The organism is Sinorhizobium sp. RAC02, from assembly GCF_001713395.1.
Taxonomy (GTDB): Bacteria; Pseudomonadota; Alphaproteobacteria; order Rhizobiales; family Rhizobiaceae; genus Shinella.
The window spans coordinates 2,421,078-2,447,767 of the sequence record NZ_CP016450.1 but is presented as its reverse complement, the minus strand read 5'-3'; the positions used below and the strand labels follow the sequence as shown (position 1 = coordinate 2,447,767).

The window sequence follows — 26,690 nt, the reverse complement described above, 5'->3', positions numbered from 1 at the left end:
CATCCGGTAAGCGGTGGTGCAGATGACGGACGCGGCGCTGACACGGCCATCAGGGAGTGGAACACGATCCGACGCGCTGTTTCATCTCGCCGTCGCCTTCCTCGCCATCGTCACGTCCGTCGCCGCTTTCGCGGTGTGGACGCCGTTCGGTTTTGCCGCGACCTTTGTCCTGGTGATCGTCCTCACGGTCTCCCTGCCGGCCGGCATTCCGGTGGTCATCGCCTGCGCCTTCCTGTTTCAGAATCTGGTGGTCGCCTGGTTCACGCCCTTCGTTCCGGACGACACCACGTTCGACGCGCTGCGCGGCGCCAATTTCGTCATCCTGATGACCGCCTTCGGCCTGTTTGCAGCGGCTTCCCTGCAGGCCCGCGTCCGCGTGTTCCAGGAGCTGCGGCCGTGGCTGCAATTCAGCTTCCTCCTCTGCGGCGTGATTGGCGTCTACTTGCTGCTTGGCGCCGTGCGCGGCGGGCCGAAGGACGCCATCATCTATTTCCGCAACACGATCACGCCGGTCGCCTGCTTCCACATCGCCATCCTTGCCGCCAGCCTTTACCGGATCGACCTGCGCGCCTGCATGATCTGCCTCTGCACCGTGGCCGTCGGGTATGGTTATCTCGAGCAGATTTTCCGGATGGATTTTCTCGGCCTGTTCCATGGCGATGTCTATATTCAGCGCGGCCTCAAGGAACAGATCGAGGCAGGCGTCTGGGAGAAGGCGTTGCGGGAGACCGGATTCGTGCTGCGCGGCCTCGAAGACACCATGACGGCGACCTTCTTCAATACGGCCTTCTTCGGCGATGCCTTGCCCCGCATCTTCCGCAACGGCGGGCCGAATTTCCATCCGATCAGCTATGCCTACGCGCTCAGCCTGCTGTCCTCCTGGCTGCTCTTTCGCGGGCGCTGGCTGTTGCCGCTGGCGGCCTTTCCCGTCCTTCTCGTCATCGGCTCCAAGGGTGCTGCCTTCCTGTTGATGGTCGCGCTGGCGAGCCGTCTGTTCTATCGCCCATCCCGCGCCAGGCTGACACTGGCGGGTGTCGTCCTGCTTGCCGCAACGTGGACGGTGGCGGCCACCGTCTACGGCGCAAGGCATGGCGACTATCACGTACTCGGCCTGATCGCCGGGGTCCGGGAATTTCTCGCCAACCCGCTGGGGCAGGGGCTCGGCATCGGTGGCAATCTGTCGAGCACCAGCGTCAACCTCGATTGGGACAGGGCGCAGGGCGAGGGGGCGGCGGCTGTGCCCGTCGAAAGCGCCGTCGGCGTCATGCTCTACCAGATGGGCATCGGCAGCTTCGTGTTCTTCGGCTTCCTGGCGGCCCTTGCCACGACGGCCGGCAGGCGGCTGATGGAAACCGACAATCCCGACTTCCTGTTCGCCTTCGTGGCGATCGTGACGATTTCGGCAAATGCCGTTCTGCAGGAAGAGGCCTTTTTCTCGCCCCTGGCTCTCGGTTTCTGCCTGCTGCTGGTCGGTGTTTCGCTTGGCACCCAGATCCGGGAGAAGCACGCGAAGGGTGAAGGGAACGAAAGAATACACAATTTTAAAGAGTGTATGTGAGTATTAAACTCCTATAATTGCAAATTGGAGCCCGCCATGAGCGCTTTGGGTGCCCTTCCGGAAGGCCTTACCTGCCGGCCGATTATGCAAGCCGATTGGCAGGCGGTCATCGATTGCCTCGGCCGGGGCTTTCCCGAACGCCCGCGAAAACACTGGGAAGAGGCATTGACCCGCATGGCGCGACGCCGGCCGGTCGGGGATTTTCCGCAATACGGCTATGTTCTGGATAGCGCCGGCCGCATCGTCGGCGTCATGCTGACGCTTTATTTTCCGGCACTCGGGCAGCGCGATGCCGTGCGTTGCAATCTCTCAAGCTGGGCTGTCGACGAGGATTTTCGTTCCTATGCCCTCAAGCTGGTTATGACGGCGATGCGGCGCAAGGAGGTGACCTATCTCAGCATCACGCCCGCGCCCGTCACGCTGAAGGTAACGGAAGCCCTGCGTTTCAAGCGGTTTGCCGACGGCCAGCTCGCCTTCCTGCCGATACTCAGCTCCACCGGCAAGCCTGTGCAGGTCGTCGAAGTGCGGCCGGACGCGCCGGAACTTGGGCTGTTGCCGCAGGACGAGCAGGAGATGCTGCTGCAGCATGCAGCGATGGGGTGCCGCGCGCTCATCTGCATTCGCGACGGGCTGGCCTCTCCTTTCGTTTTCAAGACGCGGCGGGTGCTGAAAGGCCTCGTGCCGTGCAGCCAGGTCATCTATTGCCGTTCCCATGCCGACCTCAGCCAGCATGCCGGCGCGCTCGGCCGTCATCTGCTGCGCAAGGGCCAGTTGATCTGCCTCGTCGATTCCAATGGCCCGGTGACGGGGCTTGTCGGGCGCTACTTTGCCGAGATCGGGCCGAAATATTTCAAGGGCCCGAACCCGCCATCACCAGGCGATCTGGCCTTCACGGAGTTCGTCGTCTTCGGTTCCTGAAGGCGGTCAGACGGCCGATGGCACGTTGTGCCTCGACTGCGATCCCCAGAGTTGGCGCAGCCTGCCGACGAGGGCGGGGCTCAGCCTGTCGATCCCGTTCACCACGCGTCGGAGCGCGAAATGGTGTTGTCGGCGCAGCCGCCACTCCATCTCCGTCCCGATTGTCAGGCGGCGGCGGAAGTCTGCCATTGCAAGCGCATAGGCGTCCATCCTTCGCTTTTCGGCATCGTCATAGAAGGTCGCAAGATCGGCGGCCGTCATGACATTATGGCCTGTCCATCGGGGAACATAGCTCCCACACAACCGCTCCACGTCGTTCAGAAGACGGGCGACACCCGTTCCGGTCGCCGGGCAGGTGGTCTGGAACGCATCGCCGACGAGCACGACGCCGTCCTGCCGATAGTTCTCGGCGACAGCGATGTCGGTGATCCAGCTGTCGACCGGGCCCTCGACCTCGAAGTCGCCGATCGCCCCGGCAAGTCCCGGGAAGGCGGCGCCCAGCGTGTCCTTCGGCCGCTCGCGCAGCGCCCGGACCCAGGAATCGCCACGGTCGCGGTAGACGAAGAGGTTGGCCCGTATCGCGCCGGCGACCGGAAACAGGCTGAGATAGTCGATCCCGTCGGACACCCGCTCGCCATACAAGGTCACCGCCGTATGCCTGAAACCACCGGCACTCGTCGGGCAGAGGTTGAAGCCGAAAGCAACCGACTGGCGTGGCCGGATGATCCGGCGCGATATGCCGAGGTCGCGCCGCAGGGTATCGCCCGTTCCCGTTGCGAGAACCAGGAGCCGCGCCGTCACCTCTTCATGGCCGACGATCGCGATACGCTGCCGTCGCGCGCCGGCTTTCACCTCGCGCACCTGGCCCTGAACGAAGCGAACGCCTTGCGGCATCTCGGCCCGGATCGCCTCGATGAGATCGTGGTAGAGGATGCCGAAATGCCGGGCATGTGTGCGGTCCACCACCTGCCCCCGGCGCATGTTGACGGTCTCGTCGTAGGAGACCGCCCTTGCGGCGATGGCTGCAGAAAGACCGAAGCGTTTAAAGACCTCGATCTCCCCAGGGCCGAGCTTTTCACTGCGGAAGGTCCGGGGAAAACTGCGATGGCGGTCGATCAGCGTGACGGCATGGCCGGCGCGTCCCAGCAGATACGCGGCGAGCGTGCCGGCGAGCCCGCCGCCCACGACGGCGATCTCCGCGCCCGGCTTGGTGTTTTCGGGTTTGGCCGTGTGTTCGCTGCTCATTTGGAGTACCTCAGGATGGCGTAGAGGGCGCGTGGATTGGTCGTCAGGTAGCGCCAGAACAGCCGGCGCGGCTCCATCAGCATGCGCCAGAACCATTCGAAGCCGGCCTGCTGCATCCACAGCGGCGCCCGCGGCACCTTTGCGGTGAGATGGTCGAAGAGCCCGCCGGCCGTTTTGACCACGCCGACATTGCCGAGCTGATCGCCAAAATCGCGCATGAAAATCTGCTCGCGCGGCACGCCGAGCCCGAGCCACAGGATATCCGGCGCCAGCACGTTGATTTCGTCGATCTTGGCCGCGAGCGCCACGCCGGTGAGGTAGCCGTGACAATGGCCGACAAGGGTGAGTGCGGGATAAAGCTGCCGGACGATCGCGGCGGCCCGCATGTTCTGCGCCTCCGTCGCACCGAGCAGGTAAAACGTCACGCCCTCCCGTTCCGCAAGCCGCGCAACGTCGTGGAAGAGATCGGTGGTGGCGACGCGCTCTGGCAGTTTTTGCCGGCACAGCCACCGGGAGGCAAAAACCAGCGGCTGGCCATCGGCAAGGATTTGGTCGGCCTCGCGGAAGAGGCCGGCAATGGCCCGGTCCGAATTCACCCGGGCGATGACCTCTCCGTTCGCCGAGGTGAAATAGAGCGGGCGGCCGTGGCGGCGGTGCCGGCGCGCCGCGGCAATCATCAGGGCAGCGGCGCGTGCCCGATCGACCGCGGCGATCGTCAACCCTCCAAGCTGAGCCTGCGGCACGGCCGGAAGCGTGTCCGGCAGGGGCGGTCCGCCCTCCGGTCTAACGCAATTTTCCCACTGCCAGTCAGGATGCCTGTTCCCAGAAGCCACTGAAGATGCGGTGTCTCCAGCTGTTTCGGAGTATGCCCTGTCGGATTTTGGCTCAACTCTACCAATAAGTGTGTTTGCCGAGTCGGGTTTTCCGTAAAAATTCTTGTCGGTATCTGGCATGATACGTCACCTCCGGTTGAGGTAATGTATTTTATACCACCTATGGAGTTAAGAAGATCGTCAATATCTGGTTAACTGCTAAAATTTTAATAGTATTTTAACGAAGAAGACTTGTTGAGAAGCTGTACGACTGAAGAAGCGTTTAGAGAATTTAACGTATAAATATCAATACATTTTGAGGATATGCATTCCCCTGTCATGCAGGCTTTGCGGTCTGTTGCGCAGCACGGGGATGCAATTTTTCGTAGAATTACCACCTATGAGGTTGCTTGTTTTGCGCAACCACTACAGGGGGAATTTTGAGGTGAGGAAACAGGATCCAAGGAAAGGCGGAGCTTGAGAGCGAGGCTTCTATGCAGCCGAAATCTTCCTATAGTTGTGTATTTGCATGGTCAAAATATAGGTGAGATGCACTGCTGGGGCGATCCAGGTTGTGCTGTGCCGTTTGGGCGCAGGGGCGGCCGTGACCTGGCAACCGCGCAAAACAAAACGGCGGCCGAGAAGACACGACCGCCGTCACAGAATTCGATCGACAATGGATCAGGCCTTGCCGACGCCGCCGGAGACCAGGCGCCCCTTGTGGAAGGTGGCATTACGGGCGGAGACGCGGGCGACGGCTTCGGCCGAGCAACTGGCGCTGGTCAGCGAAAAACCGGCCTCGTCGCCGGCCTTCGGCCAGGCGCGGTTGCCATCCTTGTCGAGCGGCAGGATGCCTCCGGTGGAGATGGCGAGCGAGCGGGACAGGTGGTACTCGTCCGAGCCGCGATAGAGCTGGGCGTAGAGATAGGCCTTTTCCAGCATGTCGCCGCTGCCGAAGGGCGACCAGTGGTCGATAACACTGTCGGTGCCGGTCATGATGAAGACGCCCTTTTCGGTGAGCTTCGGCAGCGGCATCATCAGGCCGCCGATCGGCACCGTCGATGCGATCGTCATGCCGTTTGCGGCCAGCCGTCCGGCCGTCTCGTCCAATTGCTCAGGCGAGAGCGTCGTCAGCGCGAAGGCGTGGCTGATCGTCACCTTGCCTTTGAGTGCCGGGTTTTTCTCCACCGTGTCAATCATGTAGTTGACCGCCGCGACACCCGCCGGGCTCGTCTCATGCAGGTGGATGTCAACGCCCTTGCCGGTGTCGAGCGCGATCTGGAACATCGCGTCGAGCGACTTTTCCATGGCGCTGTCGACATTGGTCGGGTCGAGGCCGCCGACATATTCGACGCCCATCTGCATGGCTTCGCGCATCAGCCCGTCGACCTTGGAGTGCAGCAGGCCGTGCTGCGGGAAGGCGACGATCTCGCAGACGAAGTCCTGCCTGTGCTTTTCCAGTGCGATCTTGAGGTGTTCTAGGCTTTTGAGGCCACTCACCGGGTCGATGTTGCAGTGGCTGCGGGCAACCGTGCTGCCCTTGGATTGCACGAGGGCAATCAGCCCCTCGGCGCGCTCGACGGAGGTTGGCAGCAGCTTTGGCAGCAGCTTTTCCTCCAGCGCGATCATGTCCATGATCGTCTTGCCCTGGCGCGGCCGCGGCGCCTGCCACGGGCCGCCATAAAACGTCTTGTCGAGATGGATGTGCATGTCGCGCATGGTAGGTAGCGCGAGCTGGCCGTTCGCCTGATAGGTCGGAAGACCGGTGGGCAGGGTAGCGCCGGCGGCGTGGAGTGCTGCGATCTTGCCGTCCTTGATTTCCAGCGTGTAGAGCGCCGTGCGCGTCGCGACGATGACATCGCCGTCCTTCTCGAAACCTTCCTCCAGCCGAACGTCGGCGAGCAGATAGTGGTTGTCCTTCACGGATGTCACCGTGGCATCCTCCTCGCAGGCCGTGGTCTGGGCGGCCGCCTCATGGCTCATGCCGGTGAGGCCAGCGACGGCGGCGGCGGTGGTCAATTGGCCGGTGCGGCTCAGAAAGGCCCGGCGGCTCTGCGATACGGCGTGCTGCAACATCGTTTCCTCGTCATGGTGCATGGATCGAATGGCATCATTCTAGGAAACGCGGTCTTCGCATGGCAGCGACATTTGAAAATGCTGGCTATTCGATTTGCCAATGTCACTAGGGTTTGAGGCCGCAAAAATCGATGAGCCTTTCGGCAAGGTCGAGTGCCAGCGGCGCGGCACTGTCGCGATAGAACAAGGCGAGCTCGAAATCCTCGATGGGCGACAGGCGCTCGGCAGCACCTAGCACGCGGTGCCCGGGCAGCCGGCAACCTGCCGGGAGCAGGCTGACGCCGAGCCCGGCGGCAGACGCCGCCGCAAGGGCCGCAAGCCCGCCGCCGCTATAGCCGACGCGCCAGCGAATCCCGAGACCATCGAGCGTCCCGCACAGTTCCTCGCGGTAGAGACCATTGACCGGGAAGACGGCAAGCGGCACCGGCGATTGTTCGATGGCGGGGTGTTCCTGGCTGTCGAGCCAGAGCAGCGGTTCCGGCCGCGCGGCGCGCGGCAGGTGCACGCGGCGCTGCTTGACGAGCACGAGATCCAGCTCCTCCTGAAGATAGGCGCGGTGCAGGTCCGGGCTGAGCCCGCTGGTCACGTCGAGCCGCAGATGCGGGTGCTCGCGCTTGAAGGCGGCGAGCAGATCGACCGTCGACACGGTAAAATCCTCCGGCATGCCGAGCCGCAGCACGCCGTCGCGCCACGGGCCGGTCAGCGCGTCATGGGCTTCTTCATTGAGCGCGATGATACGGCGGGCATAGCTCAACAGCTTGATGCCTTCCTCGGTCAGCCGCACCTCATGTGAGGTGCGCTCGAACAGCGCCTTGCCCAGAAGCTCCTCCAGCCGGCGCACCTGCTGGCTGACGGTCGATTGCGACAGCGACACCCGGTCGGCAGCGCGCGTAAAACTCATGGTCTCGCAGACGGCCACGAAGCTGACGAGAAGCTGCGGGCTGAACATGGGATAACGGTTCATTCTCCCACCTCCATCGGTGGCCGGGATCAGGCGCGGCTGCGGCGCTGCTCGGCCAGATAGCGCAGCAGCGCCAGGCTTTCCTCCGTGCCGGAGACGAGTTTCGCGGCGATCTTCGCGAAGGCGCGGAATTCATCGGGGTCGAGCCCCGCGAAGATCGCGTCGTTAACGGGGCGCTGGGTTTCGGCAAGCTCGGCAAGCAGGGCGCGGGCCTTGCCCGTCACTTCGACGATGACACGGCGACCGTCTTCCGGGTTGGCGAACTTGTCGACGAGGCCGGCCTTCACGAGTTTCGCCACCTCCAGTGTCACGAAGGCGCCGGACTGGTGCAGGTGATCGCTCACCTGGCTGATGCCGACATCGGCATCCTTGGACAGGTGCTCGATGGCAATGAGGATGGAGAAGGCCGGTCCCGAAAGGCCGATCACCTCGCCGAGCCGGTTGCGGATCTCAAGCAGCCGGGTGCCGAAGCCCAGCGCATCGTGGATCATCTGGCGGAAGGGCGCGTCGTCGCCATCCTGAAGCAGTTCGGGCCTGCTGATCGTCACTGGCATAAAAGCGTCCTTCAGCTTTGCGAAATACCTAGCTGAAACCGGTATATAGAGTAACCGCCGTCAAAACAAAGGAGGCCGAGCGGGCGTCGAACCGGCTCGATTGGCGCGATCACGCTGCTTCCGATTCACGCGACTGAAGCGTGACAGCGCCGCGCTCGATGAGCAGCGTCTCGTCCGCCACCGATTTCAGCAGGTTCGGGCTGGATTCGGTGATCAGCAGGGTGAGATCGCGCATGGTCTCGCGCAGCCGTGACAGCGTGCGGGCATAGTCGAGCGCCAGCGCCGGGGCGAGGCCCTGGAAGGGTTCATCGAGCATCAGCAGCTTTTCCGCAACCATCAGCGCCCGGCCGAGCGCCACCATCTTGCCCTGGCCGCCCGAGACGCCATTGCCGGGACGCGCCCGCATGGTGTGCAGTTCGGGCAGCAGCGCATAGACCTTTTCCAGGCGGCTTTTGATTTCGCCCGGCGGTAGCTTCAGCGCCTGCCCGGGCAGGATGATATTGTCCTCGACGGAAAACTCCGGGATCAGCCGCCGATCCTCCGGCGCATAGCCGATGCCGGCAGGGGCGCGGGCGAAGGCGGGCAGCGGCAACAGCTGCTTGCCATCGAGGGTGACCGAGCCGGATTCGGCCGGCGTGAGGCCCATGATGGCGCGCAGCAGCGTGGTTTTGCCGGCGCCGTTACGGCCGATCAGCACGGTGGTCGCACCGGGCTTCAGCGAAAAGGTGACATCGCGCAGGATTTTTGCGCCCGCCAGCGAGACGTTGAGGGAAGAGACGGTCAGCATCAGGCCACTCCAATCACGTTTTCGATGACGCGGGCATCCTTGAACACGGTTTCCGGCTTGCCTTCCGCCATCACCCGGCCCGATTCCCAGACAACGACGCGGTCCGCATAACGCTCGACGACATCCATGTCGTGCTCGACGAAAAGGGCGGAAACCTTGGCTTGCCGTAGCGCACCCATCAGCGTTTCCATCAGTGCAAACCGCTCCAGCGCGCTGACGCCGCTGGTCGGCTCGTCGAGCAGCACCAGCCGGGGTTTTAGCGCGAGCGCAATCGCGATATCCACCAGCTTGCGCCGGCCTTCCGGCAGCGTCGAGGCGAGTGTGGGCGCGCAATCGGCAAGGTTGAACATGGCAAGCAGCGCCATGGCCTCGTCGCGGTAGGCAGGCCGGTCGAGCGCCTTGCCCATCTGCCACAGGCCTTCGCGCGAGGCGATCGCCAGCATCAGGTTGGTGAGCACGGTTTGATCGAGGAAGAGCTGCGGGATCTGGAAAGCGCGGGCAATGCCCTTACGGGCGATGGTGCGCGGCGGCAGGCGGGTGATCGGCTTGCCGTCGAGATAGACCTCGCCCTCGGATGGCCGGATATAGCCGGTGCACAGGTTGAGGAAGGTCGTCTTGCCGGAACCGTTCGGGCCGATAATGGCGAGGAATTCACCCTCGTCGATATGCAGGCCCACGCCATTGGCGGCTTTGACCGCGCCGAAGGTGATGTGCAGGTTTTTCGCTTCGAGAAGCACGGTCATGCGGTGTCTCCCTTGTTGGCCGGACGCAGGAAGCCGATCAGGCCCTTGGGCATGAAGAAGATGACGCCAAGCAGGGCGGCACCGACGATCATGTTCCAGGCATCGGTGACGCCGGCGGCGAGCGTGTGCACCAGTTCGAGGAAGACGGCGCCGACGAAGGGACCGCCAATGCCGCTGATGCCGCCGAGTACGGCGACGAGCACGAGATGGCCGGAATCGGTCCAGTAGGCCATGTCGGGCAGCACATGGCCGATGGTCATGGCGGCAAAAGTACCGCCGATGCCGGCAAGCAGCGCCGAGAGCCCATAGGCGACGAGCAGCACGCCGCGCACCGGAATGCCGAGATATTCGAGGCGGATTTCATTGGTGTGAACGGCCGACAACGCCTCGCCAAGCGGGCTCTTGAAATAGGCGTTGACGGCAAAGCCGGCGAGAACCATCGCGGCGATCGACGCATAAAACAGGAAGGTCGCAACGGCCTTGGCTTCGAGCACCATGCCGAGCACGGTCGGCGTGCCGACGCGCAAGCCGTCCGTGCCGCCGGTGACGCCATAGAATTTCGAGAGCAGCGAGAACAGCACCATGGAAATCGCAAGGTTCAGCATGGCGAAGAAGATGGCGCGGTAGCGCACCACATAGACGCCGATCAGCAGGCCCGCGGCAAGCGAGATGATTGCGGAAATCAGGATCAGGGCGAAGACATCGGTGATGCCGAAATCCCGCATGGCGAAGGCCGTGGCATAGGCGCCGATGGCGAAGAACATGGCATGGCCGATGGAGATCAGCCCGCCGCGCAACAGGATCGCGACGCCGAGGGCGGCGAGGCCCTTGGCGATGGCGAGCGTCAGCACGAATTCGAGCCAGGGAAAGGCGAAGGTGGCCGCGACGAGGGCAATGATGGCGCCGCCAGCGAGGGGAAGAAGAGGCATGGTCAGATCTTTCTCGTCGTTGCGGAGCCGAACAGGCCGTAAGGACGGACCAGAAGCACGAGCAGCATCACCAGATAGGGCGCGACCGCATCGAGTTCGGGGGCGAAGTAGATGGCGAGCACTCGGGCGAGTGCCACGATGACGGCGGCGACCGCCGCCCCCTCGATCTTGCCGAGCCCGCCGATGGCGGCGACCGCGAAGGCGAGCACCATCGTATCGGCACCGAGCCCCGGCGAGACGCCGGCCTGCGGCACGGTGAGCGCGCCGCCAAGGGCTGCGAGAAACACGCCGAGGGTGAAGGCGATCATGAAGACGCGGTTGGTGTTGATGCCCATCGCCTGCGAGATTTCACGGTCGGCGACGACGGCGGCGATCAGCTTGCCGATGCGCGTATGGCCGATGAAGAGCTTCAGGCCGACGAACAGTGCGGCGGCAAGCAGGATCAGCACGAGCTGGTAGGTGAGGTAGACCACACCGCCGATCTCGATGGAGCCGAGCAACTGTACCGGCGTGTCCTCGTAGAAGGAATCGACGCCGAAGACGATGCGCTGCAGGTCTTCGAGGATGAGGAACAGGCCGAAGGTGACGAGGATCTGCACCGCCTCCGACTTGCCGTAGGTCCAGCGGATCAGCGTGCGCTCGATCACCGGGCCGACAATGACGGCGACCAGCGCGGCACTGAGCACCAGGCTGACGAAGGTCAGCCAGCCGGGCAGGCCCGCGCCGACGACCCAGAGACCGAGCGAAGCGGCCGCATAGGCGCCGATCGAGTAGAAGCTGCCATGCGCGACGTTGAGCACGCGCAGCACGCTGAAGACGAGGGTGAGGCCGACGGCGACCAGGAAGATGAGCGCCGCATTCGCCAGACCGTCGATGAGAAGAGGGACGATGGTTTCGAACATTTTGTGACCCCGCGCGCACGGCATTCTGCGCATGCGCTTGATGGAGGGCGCGGGGCAAAACCCCGCGCCGGCTGTGGCGTGCTTACTTGTAGGAACCCGGCTGCGGCAGCTTGGCGGGCAGGTCGGCCGCGAGTGTGCCGATCCAGGCGATCGGGTCTTCGCCGGCCGGCGGCATCAGGTCGGCGCCCTTGTAGCGCACCATGTCGCCGATGACCGGGCCGTCGTGGCCGTCGGCCTTGGCGGTGACGCCGATGATCTGGTCGACCACGCCGTCATTGTCCGCGCGGGTCTGCATCGTGCCGGTCAGCGTCTTGACTTCGCTGCCCTTCATGGCGCCGGCCACCTCTTCGCGGCTCGGCCACTTGCCGCCATTGCCGGCCATCGCCTTCTCGTAGGCGGCCTGCACATAGAGGAAGCTGTTGGCCATCTTCATTGCCGGGAAGACCGGCCACTTGCCATATTTCGCCTTGTAGGCGTCGGCGAATTCCTTGGTCTCCGGATTGGCGGCCGCATCCGGCGACATCCACCAGCCATCGCCCAGCACGCCGACGATCACGCCGTCCGGGATCTGTACGTTTTGCATGGAGGATTCGCCGAGTGCCAGGATCGCCTGGGAGGAGCGGAAGAGGCCGCGCGGGCTTGCCTGGCGCACGAAGTTTTCGAGGTCTCCACCCCAGAGATTGGAGAAGATCACATCGGGACGGGCGGCCGTCAGACGCGAAATTTCCGTCTGGTAGGTGCCTGCGCCGAGTTTCGGAAACAGTTCGGCGACGACTTCGACGTCCGGCTTGAACGCCTTTATCGCACTCGTAAAAATCTTTGCCGCGTCATGACCGAAGGCATAGTCCGGGTTGATGATGGCGATGCGCTTCACATCCGGCTTCACGGCGATGAGATAGGCCGCATAGGCGACGAACTCCGGCACGGTATTGCCGTTCGGCCGGAAGAAATAGGGGTGAGCGTCCTTGAGGTAGAGCTGGTGCGTGTCGCAGTTCCAGCCGACGGTCGGGATCTTCATCTGGTTGCTGACCGGGGCAAGCGCCATGCAATTGCCGGAGGACAGGGCGGCGATCATCACCTGGGTTGCGGCATCACCTGCAAGCTTGCGGTATTCGGCGATCACGCCCTCGGTGCCCTGGCCCTCGTCGACATAGGTGGCAGAGAGCGGCACCCCGCCGATGCCGCCCTTGGCGTTGATGCGCTCGATCATCAGTTCGGCGGCATCGCGGCCCGGCTTGCCATAGGCGGCGGTGCCGCCGGAGGTGAAACTAAACACGCCGACGCCAAGCGAAGCCGGCTTTTCCTCAGCCAGCGCCGGGCCGGCGAGCAAGGCGGCGGCCGCGACGGCCGAGCAAAGAATTTTTCGGTAGCTGATCATCTCATTCCCTCTTGTTGGCCCGGGTTGCGCCGGGTCCCGGTTGTTTTCGGCCATGCGGCATCGCCGCCCGGAGCGGTGCTCCGGAGCTGAATTCGGCGTCGGTTTTCCTTGTCCAGCGCTCTGTTTTTGATGATTGCGTAATCGCATTTCATATGCAAGATAAAACTGCAGTGAAATATCACTGACATTTAATTTTGTAGCAAAGCGATGTTAGCAAGTAGCCGTAACGGCTGTCTAGGGAGTAACTGCGCATGACGACACTCAATCTCACGCTTGAAAGCCGCGACGGCCGCACGCCGGTCACCATCGACGTCGAAAATCTGGTGATCGCCGGCTGGGCCGGCCGCAACAAGGAGGCGATGGAGCATCACATCCGTGAGCTGGAGGCGCTTGGCATCTCCCGCCCCGCCGCAACACCGACCTATTACCGTGTCGCCGCGGCGCGTCTCTCCACGGCTGAGGCCATCGAAGATGTCGGCGGGGCCGGCAGCGGCGAGGTGGAGGCTCTCCTGATCGCCAAGGATGGCAAGCTGCATATCGGCGTCGGCTCCGACCACACCGACCGCAAGGTCGAGGCCTATGGTGTCACCGTCTCCAAGCAGGTCTGCGACAAGCCCGTCGCCACCACCGTCTGGCCCTTCGAGGAGGTGGCGGACCATTGGGACGACCTGATCCTGCGCAGCCATGCGGTCATCGACGGCGTGCGCGTGCTCTACCAGGAAGGTCGCCTCTCCGGCCTTCTGGCGCCGGCGAACCTGATCGGTGGCTGGGCGACGGATGGAACGCTTCCCGACGGCACCGCGATGTTCGGCGGCACCATGCCCGCCATCGGCGGCGTGCGTCCGGGCACGCGCTTCGAGGGCGAACTGGAGGATCCGGTTTTGCAACGCAAGATCGCTTTCGGCTATGACGTGAAGACGTTGCCCATCGCGGGGTGATTCCCGGCTGGAGCATTTCCAGCCGAAGCGGCATCGCTTCAGCGTCGGACAATGCGGTAGAAACAAAATCCTGTAGCAATTCCGGCGAGCCGTATTTCACCGGAATTGCTACAGGCGCCCCGCTTGTCTCGGACCGGCAAGTCGATACTAATCGGCCTGCCGACCCTCACGGGCGGCGAGTGAAGGAAGGCGGACATGACAACGACGACCGATGCGATTGCGGAGACCGATGATGCACCGCTCGCCCCGCGCAGGCGCGGCGACCCCGTCGTTTCCCTGCGCGATACGGCCTATGAGGCCATCAAGCGCCGCATCATCACCTGCGACCTCAAGCCCGGCGAGGTGCTGAGCGAAGGCATGCTGAGCAGCGAGCTCAACATCGGCCGCACCCCCGTCCACCAGGCCATCGACCGGCTTGCGGCGGACGGGCTGATCGACGTGCTGCCGCGCAAGGGCATCATGGTGAAGCCCATCAGCCTGAACGAAATCTTCGACATCATCGACGTGCGCCTCGTCAACGAGGCCTTCTGCGTGCGAAAGGTGGCGGAACTGGCCGAGCCCGTCGATCTCGCCCGCCTTTCGGAAAACCTCGACGCCACCTGGCAGGCCGCCAAGGACCGCGCGATCGAGGCCATGATGAACCTCGACCGCGCCTTCCACGCCCTTCTTGCGACAAGCTCGCGCAATTCCATGCTGCCCGACATCATGGGCAACCTGCACGACCGCTCGACACGGCTGTGGTTCATCTCGCTACGCTCCAACGAGCACCATGTGCGCGTCTGCGAACAGCATGCGGCGGTGGTGGAAGGCATCCGCAAGCGCAATCCCGACCAGGCGGAGAAGGCGATCCGCGAGCATATCGAGGCTTTCAGGGAAAACATCGTTCGGCAGTTTTGAGGCGGCTTCAAAAACGGTTCGCTTATCGCTCCGGTAGCGCCTTCAAGGCATCATTGAGCCAGGTCCAGGCCTTGAGGTCGGCCTCGGCCAACGGTTTGCCCTGCAAAATGGCATGCAGCTCGCGATAGCGGGCGGTTCGGCCGGCGTTCTTGTCATACTGGGCGACATGCCAGTCGATGAACGAACGATCCGCCTCCCGTCCCATCGCCAGAGCGGATTTTGCAAGCCAAGTTTCCGCAATTGCCTGCGCTTCGGCACTCCGCGGCCGAATGCCGGTCGAGACACCGTTTTTGGCCGCTTCATAGGCCTCGATCGAAGCGGCTTGATAGGCCGCGGGGTCGAGCGCACCTGTCCAGAACGCCTGCATTTCAACGCGCATTTCGCGCGCGAAATCTCTGTCGACCAGCAGGGCGGAAAGCTCGTCCCAGGCTTCGATCTGCTCGGCGGTCGGATCATCGGGCAATGTGGGCACGCTGGCCTCGACGAGGCTGCGCCGCTGTTCACCGTCAAGTTTGGTACCTTCTGCAATGACGCCTATGAAATTCTCCACAAGGGTCTGCATTTGCCGATGGCTGTGTTTGCTCATGGTCCAAATCCTTCTGAGGTCCTCGTCGGACGGGTTTGGAAAACGAAGAACAGCACGCAGAACGCCCGCCGCCCGGCGCTTGGAGGCAATCTCCGCCTCGAGGATATCGAGCCGCGTTTGCAGCAATTCACCAAGGGAAAGCTTTTGGCGGAACAGATTGCCGATCAGTTCCAGCCCGACGCCGGCCTCGCGAAGCGCCCGGATGAGCTCAAGCTTCGCAAGGTCCGTGTCGGTGTAGATGCGGTAGTTGCTTTCGGTCCGCAGGCTTGGGGGCAAAAGGCCCTTGTCGGAATAGAAGCGGATGCGCCTTACCGACTGCCCGGAAATGCTGGATACTTCGCCAATCGTGTAGAACTTCGTTTCCATGGCGAGGTCATTACCGCCTCCATCAGGTGGAGGGTCAATACCTGTTTCGACAAATCAGGCTGAAACGATCCAAACCGCGGCTTTCCTTCATGGCATGAGCTTTGTGGACGGCGCTATCGTCCCCGCAGCGCCGCCTCCACCGCCCGCGCATTGGCAAACAGCGCTGCGTCGCGCCCGCCGGCCGCCGCCAGCATTAGGCCGACCGGGGCCTCGCCCTCGGCGTGCGCGGGCAGTGAGATCGAGCAGCCGTCCAGCATGTTGATCAGCGCCGGGTTGCGCAGCAGCGTCAGGTTGGTCTTTACGAAGAGGTCGTTATCGGCTTCCAGCGCGGCGATGGCCGGGGCGACCATCGGCACGGTCGGCATGGCGAGGACATCGTAGGCGGAGATCGCCCGGTTCGTTTCCTCGATATAGGTGCGGCGCAGGTGCAGCATGTCGATATAGTCGGCCGCGGTCTGCTCCTTGGCGCGCAGGATGCGGGCGCGCACGCGCGGGTCGTATTGCTCGCCGTGCTCTTCCAGCAGGTCGCGGTGCCAGGACAGCGCTTCGGGGGCCGGGAAGCCGCCCTTGCCGTTGATGCGGCCGACCATTTCGAATTCCCTGAGCGGAATTTCCGTCACGATGGCGCCGGCATCGGCGAGGCGCTGTAGCGCGGCTTCGAAGGTTTTGGCGACATGCGGCTCGATACCATCGAAGACGACGGATTGCGGCACGGCGATGCGCAGGCCGGCGACGGAGCGCGCGGCTTCGCCATCCAGCGACGTGCCGCTCAAGATTTCATGCAGGCTGGCGCAGCAATCGACGCTGTTGGCCAGCGGACCGATGGAATCGAGCGTGAAGGAGAGCGGCAGAGCGCCTTTGAGCGGAACGGTGCTGGCCGTCGGCTTGTAGCCGACGATACCGCAGAGCGCTGCCGGGATGCGGCAGGAGCCGCCTGTGTCCGAGCCGATCGCAGCAGCCGCCATGCCATCTGCCACCGAAACGGCAGCACCCGAGGAGGAGCCGCCGGGAATGCGGCCGGTGGCGCGGTCATAGGCGTTGGCCGGTGTGCCGTAATGCGGGTTGATGCCCACGCCGGAAAAGGCAAATTCGGTCATGTTGTTGCGGCCGACGACGATGAAGCCTGCGGCCTTGAGGCGCGCGATGGCGGGCGCATCGGTTTCGGCGGGCGCCGCGTTCGCCAGCACTTTCGAGCCGGCGGGGGTGGGATCGCCAGCTAGGTCGAACAGGTCCTTCACCGCAATCGGAATGCCGGCGAAGCGCGAGGGGGTAAGGCCTGCCTTGCGCAGGTCGTCGGCGGCCTTCGCCGCGGTCCGGGCCTTGTCCGCATGGACCTTGACGAAGGCGCGTGCGCCTTCGCCTGTCTCGTCGGCAATGCGCGCGAGCGATCCTTCGACCAGTTGCGACGACGTGATCTTGCCCGTCGCCAGATCGGCCGCAAGTTCGTTCAGTGTTGCGCGCATTGCTTATCTCCTGCCTATGCCCGAATCAGACCGGATCAAAATAGTGAATTTCGAGCAGTATGCAGCCCTTCTCCGACTTGAAGGGACCATGCGGCGCATGCGGCGGGCGACAGGCATAGGTGTTCGGCGGGAATGTCTCGCCGCCATCGCCGTTTTCGTCGTTGCCGACCGTCAGGTCGCCGGAGACGAGATAGACCTCTTCCCAATATTCATGCTCGAACGGCTTGGTGGTGAAGACGCCCGGATCGAACTTCAGGAGGCGCGTACGCGTCCCGCCGCGGTTTTCTTCATCGAGCGCGCCGGAAATGATTTTCTGCTTGATGCCCTGCGGATAGCCGGCGGGCACTTCCCAGCCCGTCGTCATGTCGAGCGTGTAGAATTCGTCGTGTTTCTTGTTGACCGGCATCGGGTCCTCCTGTGGTTGAAAGTGGGAGAGCGGGCGCGCCGGAAGGCACGCCCGCGAAGAACGGGATCACGCAGCTTCGGCGGCCTTCAGGCTGTCCTCGAGCGAATAGGAATCGAGCATGTTCTGCAGCAGGCCGTCGGCGGCGGACCAGTCGTAGGTGCGGAAGGCGTGGTTCTTCGTCACGAAGGTCGCGCCGGCATAGAACATTTCGTACTGGTGATGGCGCGAGCCGAACTCGGAGCCGACGGCATCCCAGGCAAGCTTGTAGAATTTGACGCGGTCCCGCGAGGAGGCGGCCGGCGACTGCTGCGTCTTGTCGATGAGGCGCGCCAGTTCCGGATTGCCGAAGTCGTCGACCGAGGAGGGCAGCATGATCATGCCGCCACCGGCAAGTTCGCGCAGCGTATTCAGGATCTTCGGATAGAGCTGCTGGGTCAGTACCTGCGCGCTGTAGAGCGTTGCTGCATCCGGCACGAAATAGGCACCGACCTGCTTGCCCTTGGCCTCCATCGCGGCGACCAGCGCGTCCACCATGCCGGCCTCGGCGGCGAGCTGGCCGAGCATTTCACGCACCTGCGGGAACTGCGAGATACCGTTGACGTCGGTGGTGCGCTTGGCGATGCCGACGAGGAAACGCAGCTTGACCGACAGGCGGATCATCGCCTGGTAGTTCTGGTAGACATGCGCCGGTGTCGCATGGAACTGCTTGGCACACATCGCCACGTCGCCATCGATGAAGACGCGGTCCCACGGAACCTTCACGTCGTCGAAATAAAGCACGGCGTCGTTCTCGTCGAAGCGGCTCGCCAGCGGATTGTCGAAGACCGAGGGCGAAGCCGCCTCATAGGACTTGCGCGACAGGATCTTCAGACCCTTGGCATTCATCGGAATGGCGAAGGACAGTGCGTAATTCTCTTCACCCGCCTTCAGCGGCTGGATGCAGGTGACGAAAACCTCGTTGGCGACGACACCGCCGGTCGCCAGCATCTTGGCGCCGCGCACGGTGATGCCTTCCGCGTCGCGATCCACCACGCCGGCCGTCAGGAACGGATCGGCCTGCTCGGCGGCATTCTTCGAGCGGTCAGCCTGCGGGTTGATGATGACGTAGGTCAGGTAAAGGTCGTTGTCGCGGGCATATTTGTAATAGTCGGCGAGGTTGCGCGCGAATTTCGGATTGTAGTCCTCGAAGACGTCGCGGCCCATATACATGCCGGCGATGCAGGAGGCGACATGGTCCGGCGCGCGGCCGAGGAAGCCGCCATGCAGGCCGGTCCAGGCTTCAAGCCCGGCGCGGCGCTTGACCAGTTCCTGGTAGCTGCCGGGCAGTTCCCAGATGCGGTTGGCACGCCCGCCTTCCGGCGTCGCATAGGTCATCAGCTCGGCATTTTCAGCGGCCTTCGCGAAGTCGAACATCTTTTCGACCGAGCGCGCGACATTGGAAAAGGCGTCATGCGTCGTCACGTCGTTGACGCGGGCGCCATTGATGAAAATCTCGCGGCCATCGCGCAGGCTGGCAAGGTGCTCCTTGCCGGATTTTGGTTCGGACTTGCTCATAATATGCATCCTCCAGAGGGTTTCAGTAATGCAGGGGCAGGGGCCAGGCATCGACGTCGATGCGCGGGCCGGCGACGCTGTGGTAGCGGCCGCGGAAGAACAGCAGCGGCTCGGCCGCCGTATCGGATGTGCGGAAATTGACGACGCGACCGAGGAAGATCAGGTGGTCGCCGCCTTCATGGCAGGCATAGGGCTCGCATTCGAACTGGGCGATGGCATTGGTGAGCCGCGGCGCGCCCTTGTGACCCTCGGTGTGGTGCACGCCGGCCCACTTGTCGCTCGAAGCGCGGGCGAACTGGTTGGAGAGGTTCTCCTGCGTGCGGGCGAGGATGTTGACCACATAGGCATCCGCCTCGCGTAGCGCATCGAGGCTCAACGCCTTGACGCCGACGGAAAACAGCACCAGCGGCGGATCGAGCGAGACCGTGTTGAACGAGGTCATCGTCATGCCGATCTTCTCGCCCGATTTCGACAGTGCCGTGACGATGGTCACGCCCGTCGCGTATTCGGCAAGCGCATTGCGGAACTGCCGCTCGTCCATCGCCTGTCCTCCCTAGCGATTGTTTGTAATATAGCTAAGTTATAAAGCTATTTTTGGCCGTGTCAAGACTGTGATATTTCACTGTCATGGCAATTGCGTGGATGCAGGACGGTGCAACGGTTCAAAGCGAAGCCGTGAACCGGATGTGGCTAGTTTCGATGTGTTTTTCGGGGAGGGGCCGGAAGGGCGTGGCCGCGAGCCAAAGGCTGCCGGCGAAAAGACACCGGCCGCGCACGAGGCGCGGCCGGTGTTTTCAGGCTTAGAAGCTGACGGCGCGGTCGCCGTCTTCGTCCTGGATGCGGGTGGGCAGGCCCATGCCGTTGAGCAGGTTGATGAAGGGTTTGGGCGCCAACTCTTCGATGTTGGCCATCTTCTTCACGTCCCACTCGCCGGTGGCGACCAGCATAGCTGCTGCGACCGGCGGCACGCCGGCGGTGTAGGAAATGCCCTGGCTGCCGACTTCCTCGTAAGCTTCCTTATGGTCGGCCACGTTGTAGATGAAGACGGTCTTTTCCTTGCCGTCCTTCATGCCCTTCACGTAGTCGCCGATGCAGGTCTTGCCTTCGTAGTTCGGCGCAAGCGACGACGGATCCGGCAGCACGGCCTTGACGACCTTGAGCGGCACGACCTCAAGCCCTTCGGCCGTCTTGACCGGCTGTTCGGAGAGCAGGCCGAGGTTCTTCAGCACGGTGAAGACGTTGATGTAGTGGTCGCCAAAACCCATCCAGAAGCGCACATTCGCGCCGTCCATGTTCTTCGCCAGCGAATGCACTTCGTCATGGCCGCAGAGATAGGCGCGGCGCGTGCCGACGACCGGCAGGTCGTAGTCCTTGCCGATTTCGAACATCTTGTTCGTCTGCCAGTGGCCATCCTGCCAAGAGTAGACGACGCCGGTGAATTCGCGGAAATTGATTTCCGGGTCGAAGTTCGTGGCGAAGTACTTGCCATGGCTGCCGGCATTGATGTCGACGATGTCGACGTCGGTCACCGTGTCGAGATACTCGTCCTTGGCGAGCTTGGCATAGGCGTTGACCACGCCCGGATCGAAACCGGCGCCGAGAATGGCGGTGATGCCCTTCTCTTCGCATTCGGCGGCACGCTTCCACTCGTAGTTCCCGTACCACGGCGGTGTCTCGCAGATCTTGCCGGGCTCTTCATGGATCGCGGTGTCGATATAGGCGACGCCCGTATCCATGCAGGCGCGCAGCACCGACATGTTGAGGAAGGCGGTGCCGACATTAATGACGATCTCGGACTTCGTGGAGGTGATGAGCGCCTTGGTCGCCTCGATGTCGAGCGCGTCGAGCGCATGGCCTTCGAGCACGCCCGGCTGTTTCATAGCCTTCTTCTCATGGACCGACGCGATGATCTTTTCGCACTTCGCCTTGGTGCGCGACGCGATATGGATATCGCCGAGCACGTCGTTGTTCTGGGCGCACTTGTGTGCGACCACCTGTGCGACGCCGCCGGCGCCGATGATGAGGACGTTCTTTTTCATATCGGGGGATATCTCCTTCTACCCGTATCGCCTCAGGAGAGGCTTTCTTCGTAGTCCGCGTAGGTGAATTCGCGGACCGTTGTGATGCTGCCGTCCAGTTCGCGGATGGCGATCGCCGGCATTTTCACGCCGTTGAACCAGTTCTTCTTGACCATGGTGTAGCCGGCCGCATCCTGGATGGAGATGCGGTCGCCGACCTTCAGCGGGGCCTCGAAATTGAATTCGCCGAAAATATCGCCGGCGAGGCACGACTTGCCGCAGACCATGGTGCGGTGCGGCCCGGTGTTCGGCGAAAGCTTGGCGTTCTCCCGGTAGATCAACAGGTCCAGCATGTGGGCCTCGATCGAACTGTCGACGATGGCGAGGTTCTTGCCGTTGTTGAGCGTGTCGAGCACCGTCACTTCCAGCGTGGTGGACTTGGTGATCGAGGCTTCGCCCGGCTCCAGATAGACCTGCACGCCGTAGTCGCCGGAGAACCGCTTCAGCCGCTCGGCAAATTTCTCCAGCGGATAGGTCTCGCCGGTGAAGTGAATGCCGCCGCCGAGGCTTACCCATTCGGCCTTCTTCAGGAGCGGCGCGAACTTCTCCTCGATCGTGCCGAGCATGCGGTCGAACAGGTCGAAATCGCCGTTCTCGCAATTGTTGTGGATCATGAAGCCGGAGATGCGGTCCATCACCGGCTCGACCTGTTTCACATCCCATTCGCCGAGCCGCGAGAACGGACGGGCCGGGTCGGCGAGATCGAAGGTAGAGGAGGAAATGCCGGGATTGAGGCGAAGGCCCCGCACGATGCCGGATGCCTTGTCGCCGAAACGATCGAGCTGGCTCACCGAGTTGAAGATGATCTTGTCGGCGTGGCTGATGACCTCGTCGATCTCGTAATCGGCATAGGCGACGGAATAGGCGTGCGTTTCCTTGCCGAAACGCTCGTGCCCGAGGCGCACTTCGTTCAGCGACGAGGAGGTCGTACCGTCCATATAGTCGCGCATCAGATCGAAGACCGACCAGGTGGCGAAGCATTTCAGCGCGAGCAGCGCCTTTGCGCCGGAAAGCTCGCGCAGGCGCGCGATCTTTTCCATGTTGGCGATGAGCTTCGACTTGTCGATCAGATAATAGGGGGTCGTGAGGGACATGCGGGACCTGTCTTCTTGGCGGGTGGATTGGCGCCGGCCGGGCCGGCAGCGCGATAGCAACGCGCAAAGCGGAGGTGCAAACCTCCTGCTTCAAACAGCAAAAAGGGGAGACCGATGTTACGGTATCGTTGTCCGGGCACGGCGATGTGACAGCGCTTTTGCGCTGTTGCCTCTGTCGCGGCGCTTGAGTGGAGAAAGGACGCGCAGGCGCGGCGCCCGCACCGGCGAAACGGTGTCAAAGCCCGATTGTGCCGCAAGGGCACCCATCAAAAAGCGTTCTTCCGTTCGGGGGGCATCAAGAGAGCCCATCCCCGATTGGAAGAGGGCGTGCCAAGACATGGCGTCCTCCCCAACCAGCAGATGAAACCTGCAAATAAAGTCGGCGCTCTCTAGCATGGCGATGCGGGAAATATCAATGCGCCTCTTTGCCCGGATTTTTTTCGTGTTCACCTCTTGCACCTCTAGTCGCTAGAGGTCGTAGAACAGCCTCGACAGACTGAAGAGGATTGTATGATGTCCGATGTGAAAGAGACGCGTTTCCGGGTTGGCGGCATGGATTGCGCCTCCTGCGCCAGCAAGATCGACACGGCCGTGCGCCGCATGCCGGGGGTTTCGGACGTATCCGTTTCCGTGACCGCCGGCACCATGCGCGTACAGCACGACGTGACGAGCGACCTGGAGGCGATCCGTAGAAAAGTCTCCGGCCTCGGCTACGCGGTGACGCCGGCGGCAGCGATTGCGGAAAAGCCGGCAGCGAAGCACGAACACGGTCCCGGTTGCAGCCACGATCATAACCACGGGCACGACCATTCCCATGATCATGATGACCATGATCACGACCATACGGGCCATGACCATAAGCCGAAGGCTGCGGCCATCGAGGGCCCGCACGGCCACGATCACGGCCCGTCCGAAGGTCCATGGTGGAAGGGCAAGAAGGGTCGGCTGACGATTCTCGCCGGTGCGTCGCTGGTCATCGCCTACGGCGTCGGCCATCTCTTCCCGGCCATCGAGACCTATGCTTTCGTCATCGCGATGTTCGTCGGCCTCCTGCCGATTGCGCGCCGTGCCATCATGGCGGCCCTCGCCGGCACGCCGTTCTCCATCGAAATGCTGATGACGATCGCCGCCGTCGGCGCGGTGGTCATCAACGCCACCGAAGAGGCCGCTGCCGTCGTCTTCCTCTTCCTCGTCGGCGAGTTGCTGGAAGGGGTTGCAGCCGGCAAAGCGCGTGACAGCATCCGCTCGCTCTCCGCCCTCGTGCCGAAGACCGCACTTCTCGAAGAGAACGGCCGCACCAAGGAAGTGCCGGCCGAATCACTCGCGGTCGGCGCCGTCATTCTGGTACGCCCCGGCGACCGCATTTCCGCCGATGGCGTGATCATCGACGGTGAAAGCGCCATCGACGAGGCCCCCGTCACCGGCGAAAGCACGCCGGTCAACAAGGACGTCGGCGACACCGTCTTCGCAGGCACGGTGAATGGCGATGCGGCGCTGCGCGTGCGCGTCACCGCGGCGGCTGCGGACAACACTATCGCCCGCGTTATCAAGCTGGTCGAGGAAGCCCAGGAATCGAAGGCGCCGACCGAGCGCTTCATCGACCGCTTCTCCAAATACTATACGCCCGGTGTGGTCGTCGTTGCGGCGCTCGTCGCAATCATCCCGCCGCTGTTCCTCGGTGGCATCTGGAGCGAATGGGTCTACAAGGGCCTCGCCGTGCTGCTGATCGGCTGCCCCTGCGCGCTGGTCATTTCGACGCCCGCCGCCATTGCCGCATCTCTCTCCGCCGGTGCCCGTCGCGGCCTGCTGATGAAGGGCGGCGCGGTGCTGGAAGGCCTCGGCAAGCTCACCGCCATCGCCTTCGACAAGACCGGCACGCTGACCGAAGGTAAGCCGAAGGTTACCGACATCGTCGCCTTCGCACAACCGGCCGACGAAGTTCTGCGCCTCGCCGCCGCCCTCGAAGCGGGCTCCAGCCACCCGCTGGCGCTCGCCATCCTCGGCAAGGCCGCGGATGACGGCATCGTGCCGCCGGTGGCAAGCGGTTCGCGGGCGCTCGGCGGCAAGGGCGTCACGGCCACCGTGGAGGGCAGGCAGGTCTTCCTCGGCTCGCCGAAGGCGGTTGCCGAACAGGTCACGCTGTCCGACGAGGTCAAAGCCGCCACTGCAAAGCTCAATGATGATGGCAAGACCGTCTCCATGCTGGTCGTCGAGGGCGTGCTCGTCGGTGCCATCGCCATGCGCGACGAGCCGCGCGCCGACGCGGCGGCCGGGCTCAAGGCACTGAAGGATGCCGGCATCAAGACGATCATGCTGACGGGCGATAATGCCCGCACGGCAAAAGCCGTCGGCGCCGAACTCGGCATCGAGGTGCGCGCCGAACTGATGCCGGAAGACAAGCAGCGCATCGTCGGCGAACTGCAGCGCGAAGGTTATGTCGTCGGCAAGATCGGCGACGGCATCAATGACGCACCTGCTCTGGCTGCCGCCAATGTCGGCATCGCCATGGGTGGCGGCACGGATGTGGCACTCGAAACGGCGGATGCCGCCATTCTGCACGGCCGCGTCGGCGACGTGGCGCTGATGACGGATCTTTCCAAGCGCACCATGCGCAACATCGTGCAGAACATCGTCCTCTCGCTCGGCCTCAAGGGTGTGTTCCTGGTGACGACCATCGTCGGCATCACTGGCCTCTGGCCGGCGATCCTCGCCGATACCGGCGCCACCGTGCTCGTGACGCTGAATGCGCTGCGCCTGCTGCGGCCGATCAAATGAAGCGCAGGACATTCATTGGTCTTGCAGGCGTGTTGGCCGCGATCGTCGGAGCGACGGTCGCGGCACAGGTTCCCGCAACGGAAAAGCCAAAGCAGCGCACCTTCGCCTTGCGGACGGTCGACGGCAAAGCCTTCGGCTCGGCCGATCTCGCCGGAAAACCCTATCTCGTCTTCTTCGGCTTCACCCATTGCCCGGATGTCTGCCCGACGGCACTGTTCGAGCTGAGTGCATTGCTGAAGGACATCGGCCCGGCGGCGGATCGCATCACGCCGCTCTTCATTTCGGTCGATCCCGAGCGCGACACTGCGGAGCTTTTGAAACTCTACATGACCTCCTTCGACCCGCGCATCATCGCGCTCCGCGGCGATGCGGCCGAGACGAAAGCGGCGGCGGATGCCTTTTCGGCTACCTACAAAAAGGTGCCGACGGCCTCGGACAGTTACACGATGGACCACACCGCCGGCCTCTTTCTCATCCGTGCGGATGGCCGGCTCCAGGGCATGCTGGACATGCACGAGCCGCGCGAAACGCAGCTTCAGAAGCTGAAATTGCTTGCAGCGTCCTAGTCGTGCTCGTCGTGGCAAAGGTCGTGGTTGGCGAGCGCCCGGATGACGTAGCAGTCGCGGACCTGGTCGGTGTGGCAATGGCTGGTGATGCGCACCAGTTCCGCCTCCAGCTTCTGCAGGCGCTCGATCTTGCGCCGGACGGTCGAAAGCTGTTCGGCGGCGATGCGGTCGGCATCGTGGCAGGGGCGTTCCGGGTGCTGGCTAAGGACGATCAGTTCACGAATGGCATCGATGGTGAGACCGAGGTCGCGGGCGTGCCGGATGAAGGCGAGGCGTTCGCGCTCCTCGTTCGAGTAGCGCCGCTGGTTGCCCTCGGAGCGCTCGGCATGGGAGAGCAGACCCATCTGCTCGTAGTAGCGGATGGTCGGAACCTTGACGCCCGTGGTTTTGGAAAGATCTCCGATCGTCAGCATCTTTTGCTCCTCGTCCTGGTCGAGACATTTTCGGCTTTCACGAAATCCTGAAGAGCCGTCCTGCGCAATGGCTCTACAGTGCTTGCACACAAATGTGAGGACAATCGTGGCAAATCAAGCGTGCTTTCTTCTGTCGCTGCTCGGGCTCATCGTCGCCACTCCGGCGGCTGCCGCGCCGATGAGCGCCACCGGTGGGATCGTGCCGCATGAGGCAATGTTATCCGGGCTTTCCGTCGAGCATGTCGATATCGTCGCGGGCGCGCAGGGTACCCCGGCGCGGGCTTACCTGACCATCTACAATGCCGACACTGCCGACAAACGCATCATGGCCATTTCCGCCGATGGGTTCAGCACGCCGGTCGTGAAACGCCGGGATTCTGGCGTTTACGAAACCATCACGGTCGCGGATGCCTTCCTCGTCATCCCGCGCCGGGCGGAACTGTTCATGGCGGCGGGATCGCTCTTTCTGGAAATGGATGAGACGCTGGGCGTTGCCGGTGAGCGTATGATGTCCGTGGCGTTCGACGACGGAACCATCCTGACGGTTCCAGTGACGTTGCATCCGCCGGGCGGCGTGCGTACGGCGCATCATCATGGCATCGGGGACTTCGAATAGCGCCGCTAACAATTTGTTGTTCGCCGCGTGTGCCTTCGTGATCACTCGGCGTCCGAAACCGGCAATGAGGGGCTT

Annotated in this window: 26 protein-coding genes and 1 pseudogene; 7 read left to right on the top strand and 20 right to left on the bottom strand. The window is 63.2% G+C overall.

The features are described 5' to 3' along the window. The first annotated feature begins 22 nt into the window (after window positions 1-22). Entirely contained in the window at window positions 23-1,558 is a 1,536-nt protein-coding gene (locus tag BSY16_RS11830; RefSeq protein WP_069059849.1) for a hypothetical protein, read from the top strand. Between the two features lie 36 nt (window positions 1,559-1,594). Further along, a complete protein-coding gene (locus tag BSY16_RS11825) occupies window positions 1,595-2,476 on the top strand; it encodes a hypothetical protein (RefSeq protein ID WP_286157129.1) in 882 nt (293 codons plus the stop codon). A gap of 6 nt (window positions 2,477-2,482) precedes the next feature. Here the strand turns inward: BSY16_RS11825 and BSY16_RS11820 are convergent, their stop codons facing one another. The 10 genes from BSY16_RS11820 to BSY16_RS11775 form a co-directional block, all read right to left on the bottom strand. Then, on the bottom strand, window positions 2,483-3,721 hold the full coding sequence (locus BSY16_RS11820; RefSeq protein WP_069059847.1) for an FAD-dependent oxidoreductase: 1,239 nt from the start codon (window positions 3,719-3,721) through the stop codon (window positions 2,483-2,485). After that, window positions 3,718-4,464, bottom strand: coding sequence for a WecB/TagA/CpsF family glycosyltransferase (locus tag BSY16_RS11815; protein ID WP_286157128.1), 747 nt, complete (start codon window positions 4,462-4,464; stop codon window positions 3,718-3,720). Before BSY16_RS11815 ends, BSY16_RS11820 begins: the two co-directional genes overlap by 4 nt. Before the next feature lie 750 nt (window positions 4,465-5,214). Beyond that, a complete protein-coding gene (locus BSY16_RS11810) occupies window positions 5,215-6,609 on the bottom strand; it encodes an amidohydrolase family protein (protein ID WP_069061506.1) in 1,395 nt (464 codons plus the stop codon). A gap of 106 nt (window positions 6,610-6,715) precedes the next feature. After that, window positions 6,716-7,573: a LysR family transcriptional regulator gene (locus tag BSY16_RS11805; protein ID WP_069059846.1), complete on the bottom strand. Its 858-nt coding sequence runs from the start codon at window positions 7,571-7,573 to the stop codon at window positions 6,716-6,718. Between the two features lie 26 nt (window positions 7,574-7,599). Continuing rightward, window positions 7,600-8,124 carry a MarR family winged helix-turn-helix transcriptional regulator gene (locus BSY16_RS11800; RefSeq protein WP_069059845.1) on the bottom strand — a complete coding sequence of 175 codons (525 nt, stop codon included), beginning with the start codon at window positions 8,122-8,124 and terminating at the stop codon, window positions 7,600-7,602. Between the two features lie 109 nt (window positions 8,125-8,233). Continuing rightward, complete coding sequence (locus BSY16_RS11795) at window positions 8,234-8,911, bottom strand: ABC transporter ATP-binding protein (protein WP_069059844.1); 678 nt, start codon at window positions 8,909-8,911, stop codon at window positions 8,234-8,236. Continuing rightward, window positions 8,911-9,654 carry an ABC transporter ATP-binding protein gene (locus BSY16_RS11790; RefSeq protein ID WP_069059843.1) on the bottom strand — a complete coding sequence of 248 codons (744 nt, stop codon included), beginning with the start codon at window positions 9,652-9,654 and terminating at the stop codon, window positions 8,911-8,913. Before BSY16_RS11790 ends, BSY16_RS11795 begins: the two co-directional genes overlap by 1 nt. Further along, entirely contained in the window at window positions 9,651-10,583 is a 933-nt protein-coding gene (locus BSY16_RS11785; protein WP_069059842.1) for a branched-chain amino acid ABC transporter permease, read from the bottom strand. Before BSY16_RS11785 ends, BSY16_RS11790 begins: the two co-directional genes overlap by 4 nt. Window positions 10,584-10,585: 2 nt before the next feature. Next, entirely contained in the window at window positions 10,586-11,485 is a 900-nt protein-coding gene (locus BSY16_RS11780; protein ID WP_069059841.1) for a branched-chain amino acid ABC transporter permease, read from the bottom strand. Window positions 11,486-11,567: 82 nt separating this feature from the next. Continuing rightward, complete coding sequence (locus BSY16_RS11775) at window positions 11,568-12,863, bottom strand: ABC transporter substrate-binding protein (protein ID WP_069059840.1); 1,296 nt, start codon at window positions 12,861-12,863, stop codon at window positions 11,568-11,570. 251 nt (window positions 12,864-13,114) lie between these two features. On the opposite strand from BSY16_RS11775, the gene BSY16_RS11770 reads away from it, so the two are divergent. Together BSY16_RS11770 and BSY16_RS11765 are read left to right on the top strand one after the other, a co-directional pair. Further along, entirely contained in the window at window positions 13,115-13,801 is a 687-nt protein-coding gene (locus BSY16_RS11770) for a DUF2848 domain-containing protein (RefSeq protein WP_069059839.1), read from the top strand. A 195-nt stretch (window positions 13,802-13,996) separates the two neighbouring features. Beyond that, window positions 13,997-14,698: a GntR family transcriptional regulator gene (locus BSY16_RS11765; protein WP_069059838.1), complete on the top strand. Its 702-nt coding sequence runs from the start codon at window positions 13,997-13,999 to the stop codon at window positions 14,696-14,698. 22 nt (window positions 14,699-14,720) lie between these two features. Here BSY16_RS11765 and BSY16_RS32735 read toward each other — a convergent pair whose 3' ends face one another. The 9 genes and pseudogenes from BSY16_RS32735 to BSY16_RS11725 form a co-directional block, all read right to left on the bottom strand. Beyond that, on the bottom strand, window positions 14,721-15,284 hold the full coding sequence (locus BSY16_RS32735) for a hypothetical protein (protein ID WP_286157127.1): 564 nt from the start codon (window positions 15,282-15,284) through the stop codon (window positions 14,721-14,723). A gap of 204 nt (window positions 15,285-15,488) precedes the next feature. Continuing rightward, a pseudogene (locus BSY16_RS33085) lies at window positions 15,489-15,650 on the bottom strand (MerR family transcriptional regulator); the annotation flags it as partial. 113 nt (window positions 15,651-15,763) lie between these two features. After that, window positions 15,764-17,113 (bottom strand): amidase, encoded by a 1,350-nt coding sequence (locus tag BSY16_RS11755; RefSeq protein WP_069059836.1) that lies wholly within the window; start codon window positions 17,111-17,113, stop codon window positions 15,764-15,766. A gap of 25 nt (window positions 17,114-17,138) precedes the next feature. Next, a complete protein-coding gene (locus BSY16_RS11750) occupies window positions 17,139-17,519 on the bottom strand; it encodes a cupin domain-containing protein (protein WP_069059835.1) in 381 nt (126 codons plus the stop codon). A gap of 66 nt (window positions 17,520-17,585) precedes the next feature. Continuing rightward, on the bottom strand, window positions 17,586-19,073 hold the full coding sequence (locus tag BSY16_RS11745) for a 4-hydroxyphenylacetate 3-hydroxylase family protein (RefSeq protein ID WP_069059834.1): 1,488 nt from the start codon (window positions 19,071-19,073) through the stop codon (window positions 17,586-17,588). 22 nt (window positions 19,074-19,095) lie between these two features. Then, complete coding sequence (locus tag BSY16_RS11740; RefSeq protein ID WP_069059833.1) at window positions 19,096-19,614, bottom strand: flavin reductase family protein; 519 nt, start codon at window positions 19,612-19,614, stop codon at window positions 19,096-19,098. 259 nt (window positions 19,615-19,873) lie between these two features. Next, a complete protein-coding gene (locus BSY16_RS11735; protein ID WP_069059832.1) occupies window positions 19,874-21,112 on the bottom strand; it encodes a saccharopine dehydrogenase family protein in 1,239 nt (412 codons plus the stop codon). Window positions 21,113-21,144: 32 nt separating this feature from the next. Further along, entirely contained in the window at window positions 21,145-22,245 is a 1,101-nt protein-coding gene (locus BSY16_RS11730; protein WP_069059831.1) for a carboxynorspermidine decarboxylase, read from the bottom strand. A 117-nt stretch (window positions 22,246-22,362) separates the two neighbouring features. Then, window positions 22,363-22,695: a hypothetical protein gene (locus BSY16_RS11725; protein ID WP_069059830.1), complete on the bottom strand. Its 333-nt coding sequence runs from the start codon at window positions 22,693-22,695 to the stop codon at window positions 22,363-22,365. A 63-nt stretch (window positions 22,696-22,758) separates the two neighbouring features. On the opposite strand from BSY16_RS11725, the gene BSY16_RS11720 reads away from it, so the two are divergent. Together BSY16_RS11720 and BSY16_RS11715 are read left to right on the top strand one after the other, a co-directional pair. Continuing rightward, window positions 22,759-25,020 carry a heavy metal translocating P-type ATPase gene (locus BSY16_RS11720; protein ID WP_069061505.1) on the top strand — a complete coding sequence of 754 codons (2,262 nt, stop codon included), beginning with the start codon at window positions 22,759-22,761 and terminating at the stop codon, window positions 25,018-25,020. Further along, entirely contained in the window at window positions 25,017-25,586 is a 570-nt protein-coding gene (locus BSY16_RS11715) for an SCO family protein (RefSeq protein ID WP_069059829.1), read from the top strand. The genes BSY16_RS11720 and BSY16_RS11715 overlap by 4 nt, the downstream gene beginning before the upstream one ends. Here the strand turns inward: BSY16_RS11715 and BSY16_RS11710 are convergent. Further along, window positions 25,583-25,999: a MerR family transcriptional regulator gene (locus tag BSY16_RS11710; protein ID WP_069059828.1), complete on the bottom strand. Its 417-nt coding sequence runs from the start codon at window positions 25,997-25,999 to the stop codon at window positions 25,583-25,585. The genes BSY16_RS11715 and BSY16_RS11710 overlap by 4 nt on opposite strands. Window positions 26,000-26,105: 106 nt before the next feature. On the opposite strand from BSY16_RS11710, the gene BSY16_RS11705 reads away from it, so the two are divergent. Continuing rightward, window positions 26,106-26,615 (top strand): hypothetical protein, encoded by a 510-nt coding sequence (locus BSY16_RS11705; RefSeq protein WP_069059827.1) that lies wholly within the window; start codon window positions 26,106-26,108, stop codon window positions 26,613-26,615. The last annotated feature ends 75 nt before the right edge of the window (window positions 26,616-26,690 follow it).

Coding starts and splice junctions, on each gene's coding strand:
- BSY16_RS11755 (WP_069059836.1), bottom strand. CDS start 17,113: ATGCGCGCAACACTGAACGAACTTGCGGCCGATCTGGCGACGGGCAAG.
- BSY16_RS11745 (WP_069059834.1), bottom strand. CDS start 19,073: ATGAGCAAGTCCGAACCAAAATCCGGCAAGGAGCACCTTGCCAGCCTG.
- BSY16_RS11720 (WP_069061505.1), top strand. CDS start 22,759: ATGTCCGATGTGAAAGAGACGCGTTTCCGGGTTGGCGGCATGGATTGC.
- BSY16_RS11765 (WP_069059838.1), top strand. CDS start 13,997: ATGACAACGACGACCGATGCGATTGCGGAGACCGATGATGCACCGCTC.
- BSY16_RS11780 (WP_069059841.1), bottom strand. CDS start 11,485: ATGTTCGAAACCATCGTCCCTCTTCTCATCGACGGTCTGGCGAATGCG.
- BSY16_RS11770 (WP_069059839.1), top strand. CDS start 13,115: ATGACGACACTCAATCTCACGCTTGAAAGCCGCGACGGCCGCACGCCG.
- BSY16_RS11820 (WP_069059847.1), bottom strand. CDS start 3,721: ATGAGCAGCGAACACACGGCCAAACCCGAAAACACCAAGCCGGGCGCG.
- BSY16_RS11775 (WP_069059840.1), bottom strand. CDS start 12,863: ATGATCAGCTACCGAAAAATTCTTTGCTCGGCCGTCGCGGCCGCCGCC.
- BSY16_RS11785 (WP_069059842.1), bottom strand. CDS start 10,583: ATGCCTCTTCTTCCCCTCGCTGGCGGCGCCATCATTGCCCTCGTCGCG.
- BSY16_RS11790 (WP_069059843.1), bottom strand. CDS start 9,654: ATGACCGTGCTTCTCGAAGCGAAAAACCTGCACATCACCTTCGGCGCG.
- BSY16_RS11830 (WP_069059849.1), top strand. CDS start 23: ATGACGGACGCGGCGCTGACACGGCCATCAGGGAGTGGAACACGATCC.
- BSY16_RS11710 (WP_069059828.1), bottom strand. CDS start 25,999: ATGCTGACGATCGGAGATCTTTCCAAAACCACGGGCGTCAAGGTTCCG.
- BSY16_RS11735 (WP_069059832.1), bottom strand. CDS start 21,112: ATGAAAAAGAACGTCCTCATCATCGGCGCCGGCGGCGTCGCACAGGTG.
- BSY16_RS11750 (WP_069059835.1), bottom strand. CDS start 17,519: ATGCCGGTCAACAAGAAACACGACGAATTCTACACGCTCGACATGACG.
- BSY16_RS11805 (WP_069059846.1), bottom strand. CDS start 7,573: ATGAACCGTTATCCCATGTTCAGCCCGCAGCTTCTCGTCAGCTTCGTG.
- BSY16_RS11825 (WP_286157129.1), top strand. CDS start 1,595: ATGAGCGCTTTGGGTGCCCTTCCGGAAGGCCTTACCTGCCGGCCGATT.
- BSY16_RS11800 (WP_069059845.1), bottom strand. CDS start 8,124: ATGCCAGTGACGATCAGCAGGCCCGAACTGCTTCAGGATGGCGACGAC.
- BSY16_RS11810 (WP_069061506.1), bottom strand. CDS start 6,609: ATGTTGCAGCACGCCGTATCGCAGAGCCGCCGGGCCTTTCTGAGCCGC.
- BSY16_RS11795 (WP_069059844.1), bottom strand. CDS start 8,911: ATGCTGACCGTCTCTTCCCTCAACGTCTCGCTGGCGGGCGCAAAAATC.
- BSY16_RS11730 (WP_069059831.1), bottom strand. CDS start 22,245: ATGTCCCTCACGACCCCCTATTATCTGATCGACAAGTCGAAGCTCATC.
- BSY16_RS11715 (WP_069059829.1), top strand. CDS start 25,017: ATGAAGCGCAGGACATTCATTGGTCTTGCAGGCGTGTTGGCCGCGATC.
- BSY16_RS11740 (WP_069059833.1), bottom strand. CDS start 19,614: ATGGACGAGCGGCAGTTCCGCAATGCGCTTGCCGAATACGCGACGGGC.
- BSY16_RS32735 (WP_286157127.1), bottom strand. CDS start 15,284: ATGAGCAAACACAGCCATCGGCAAATGCAGACCCTTGTGGAGAATTTC.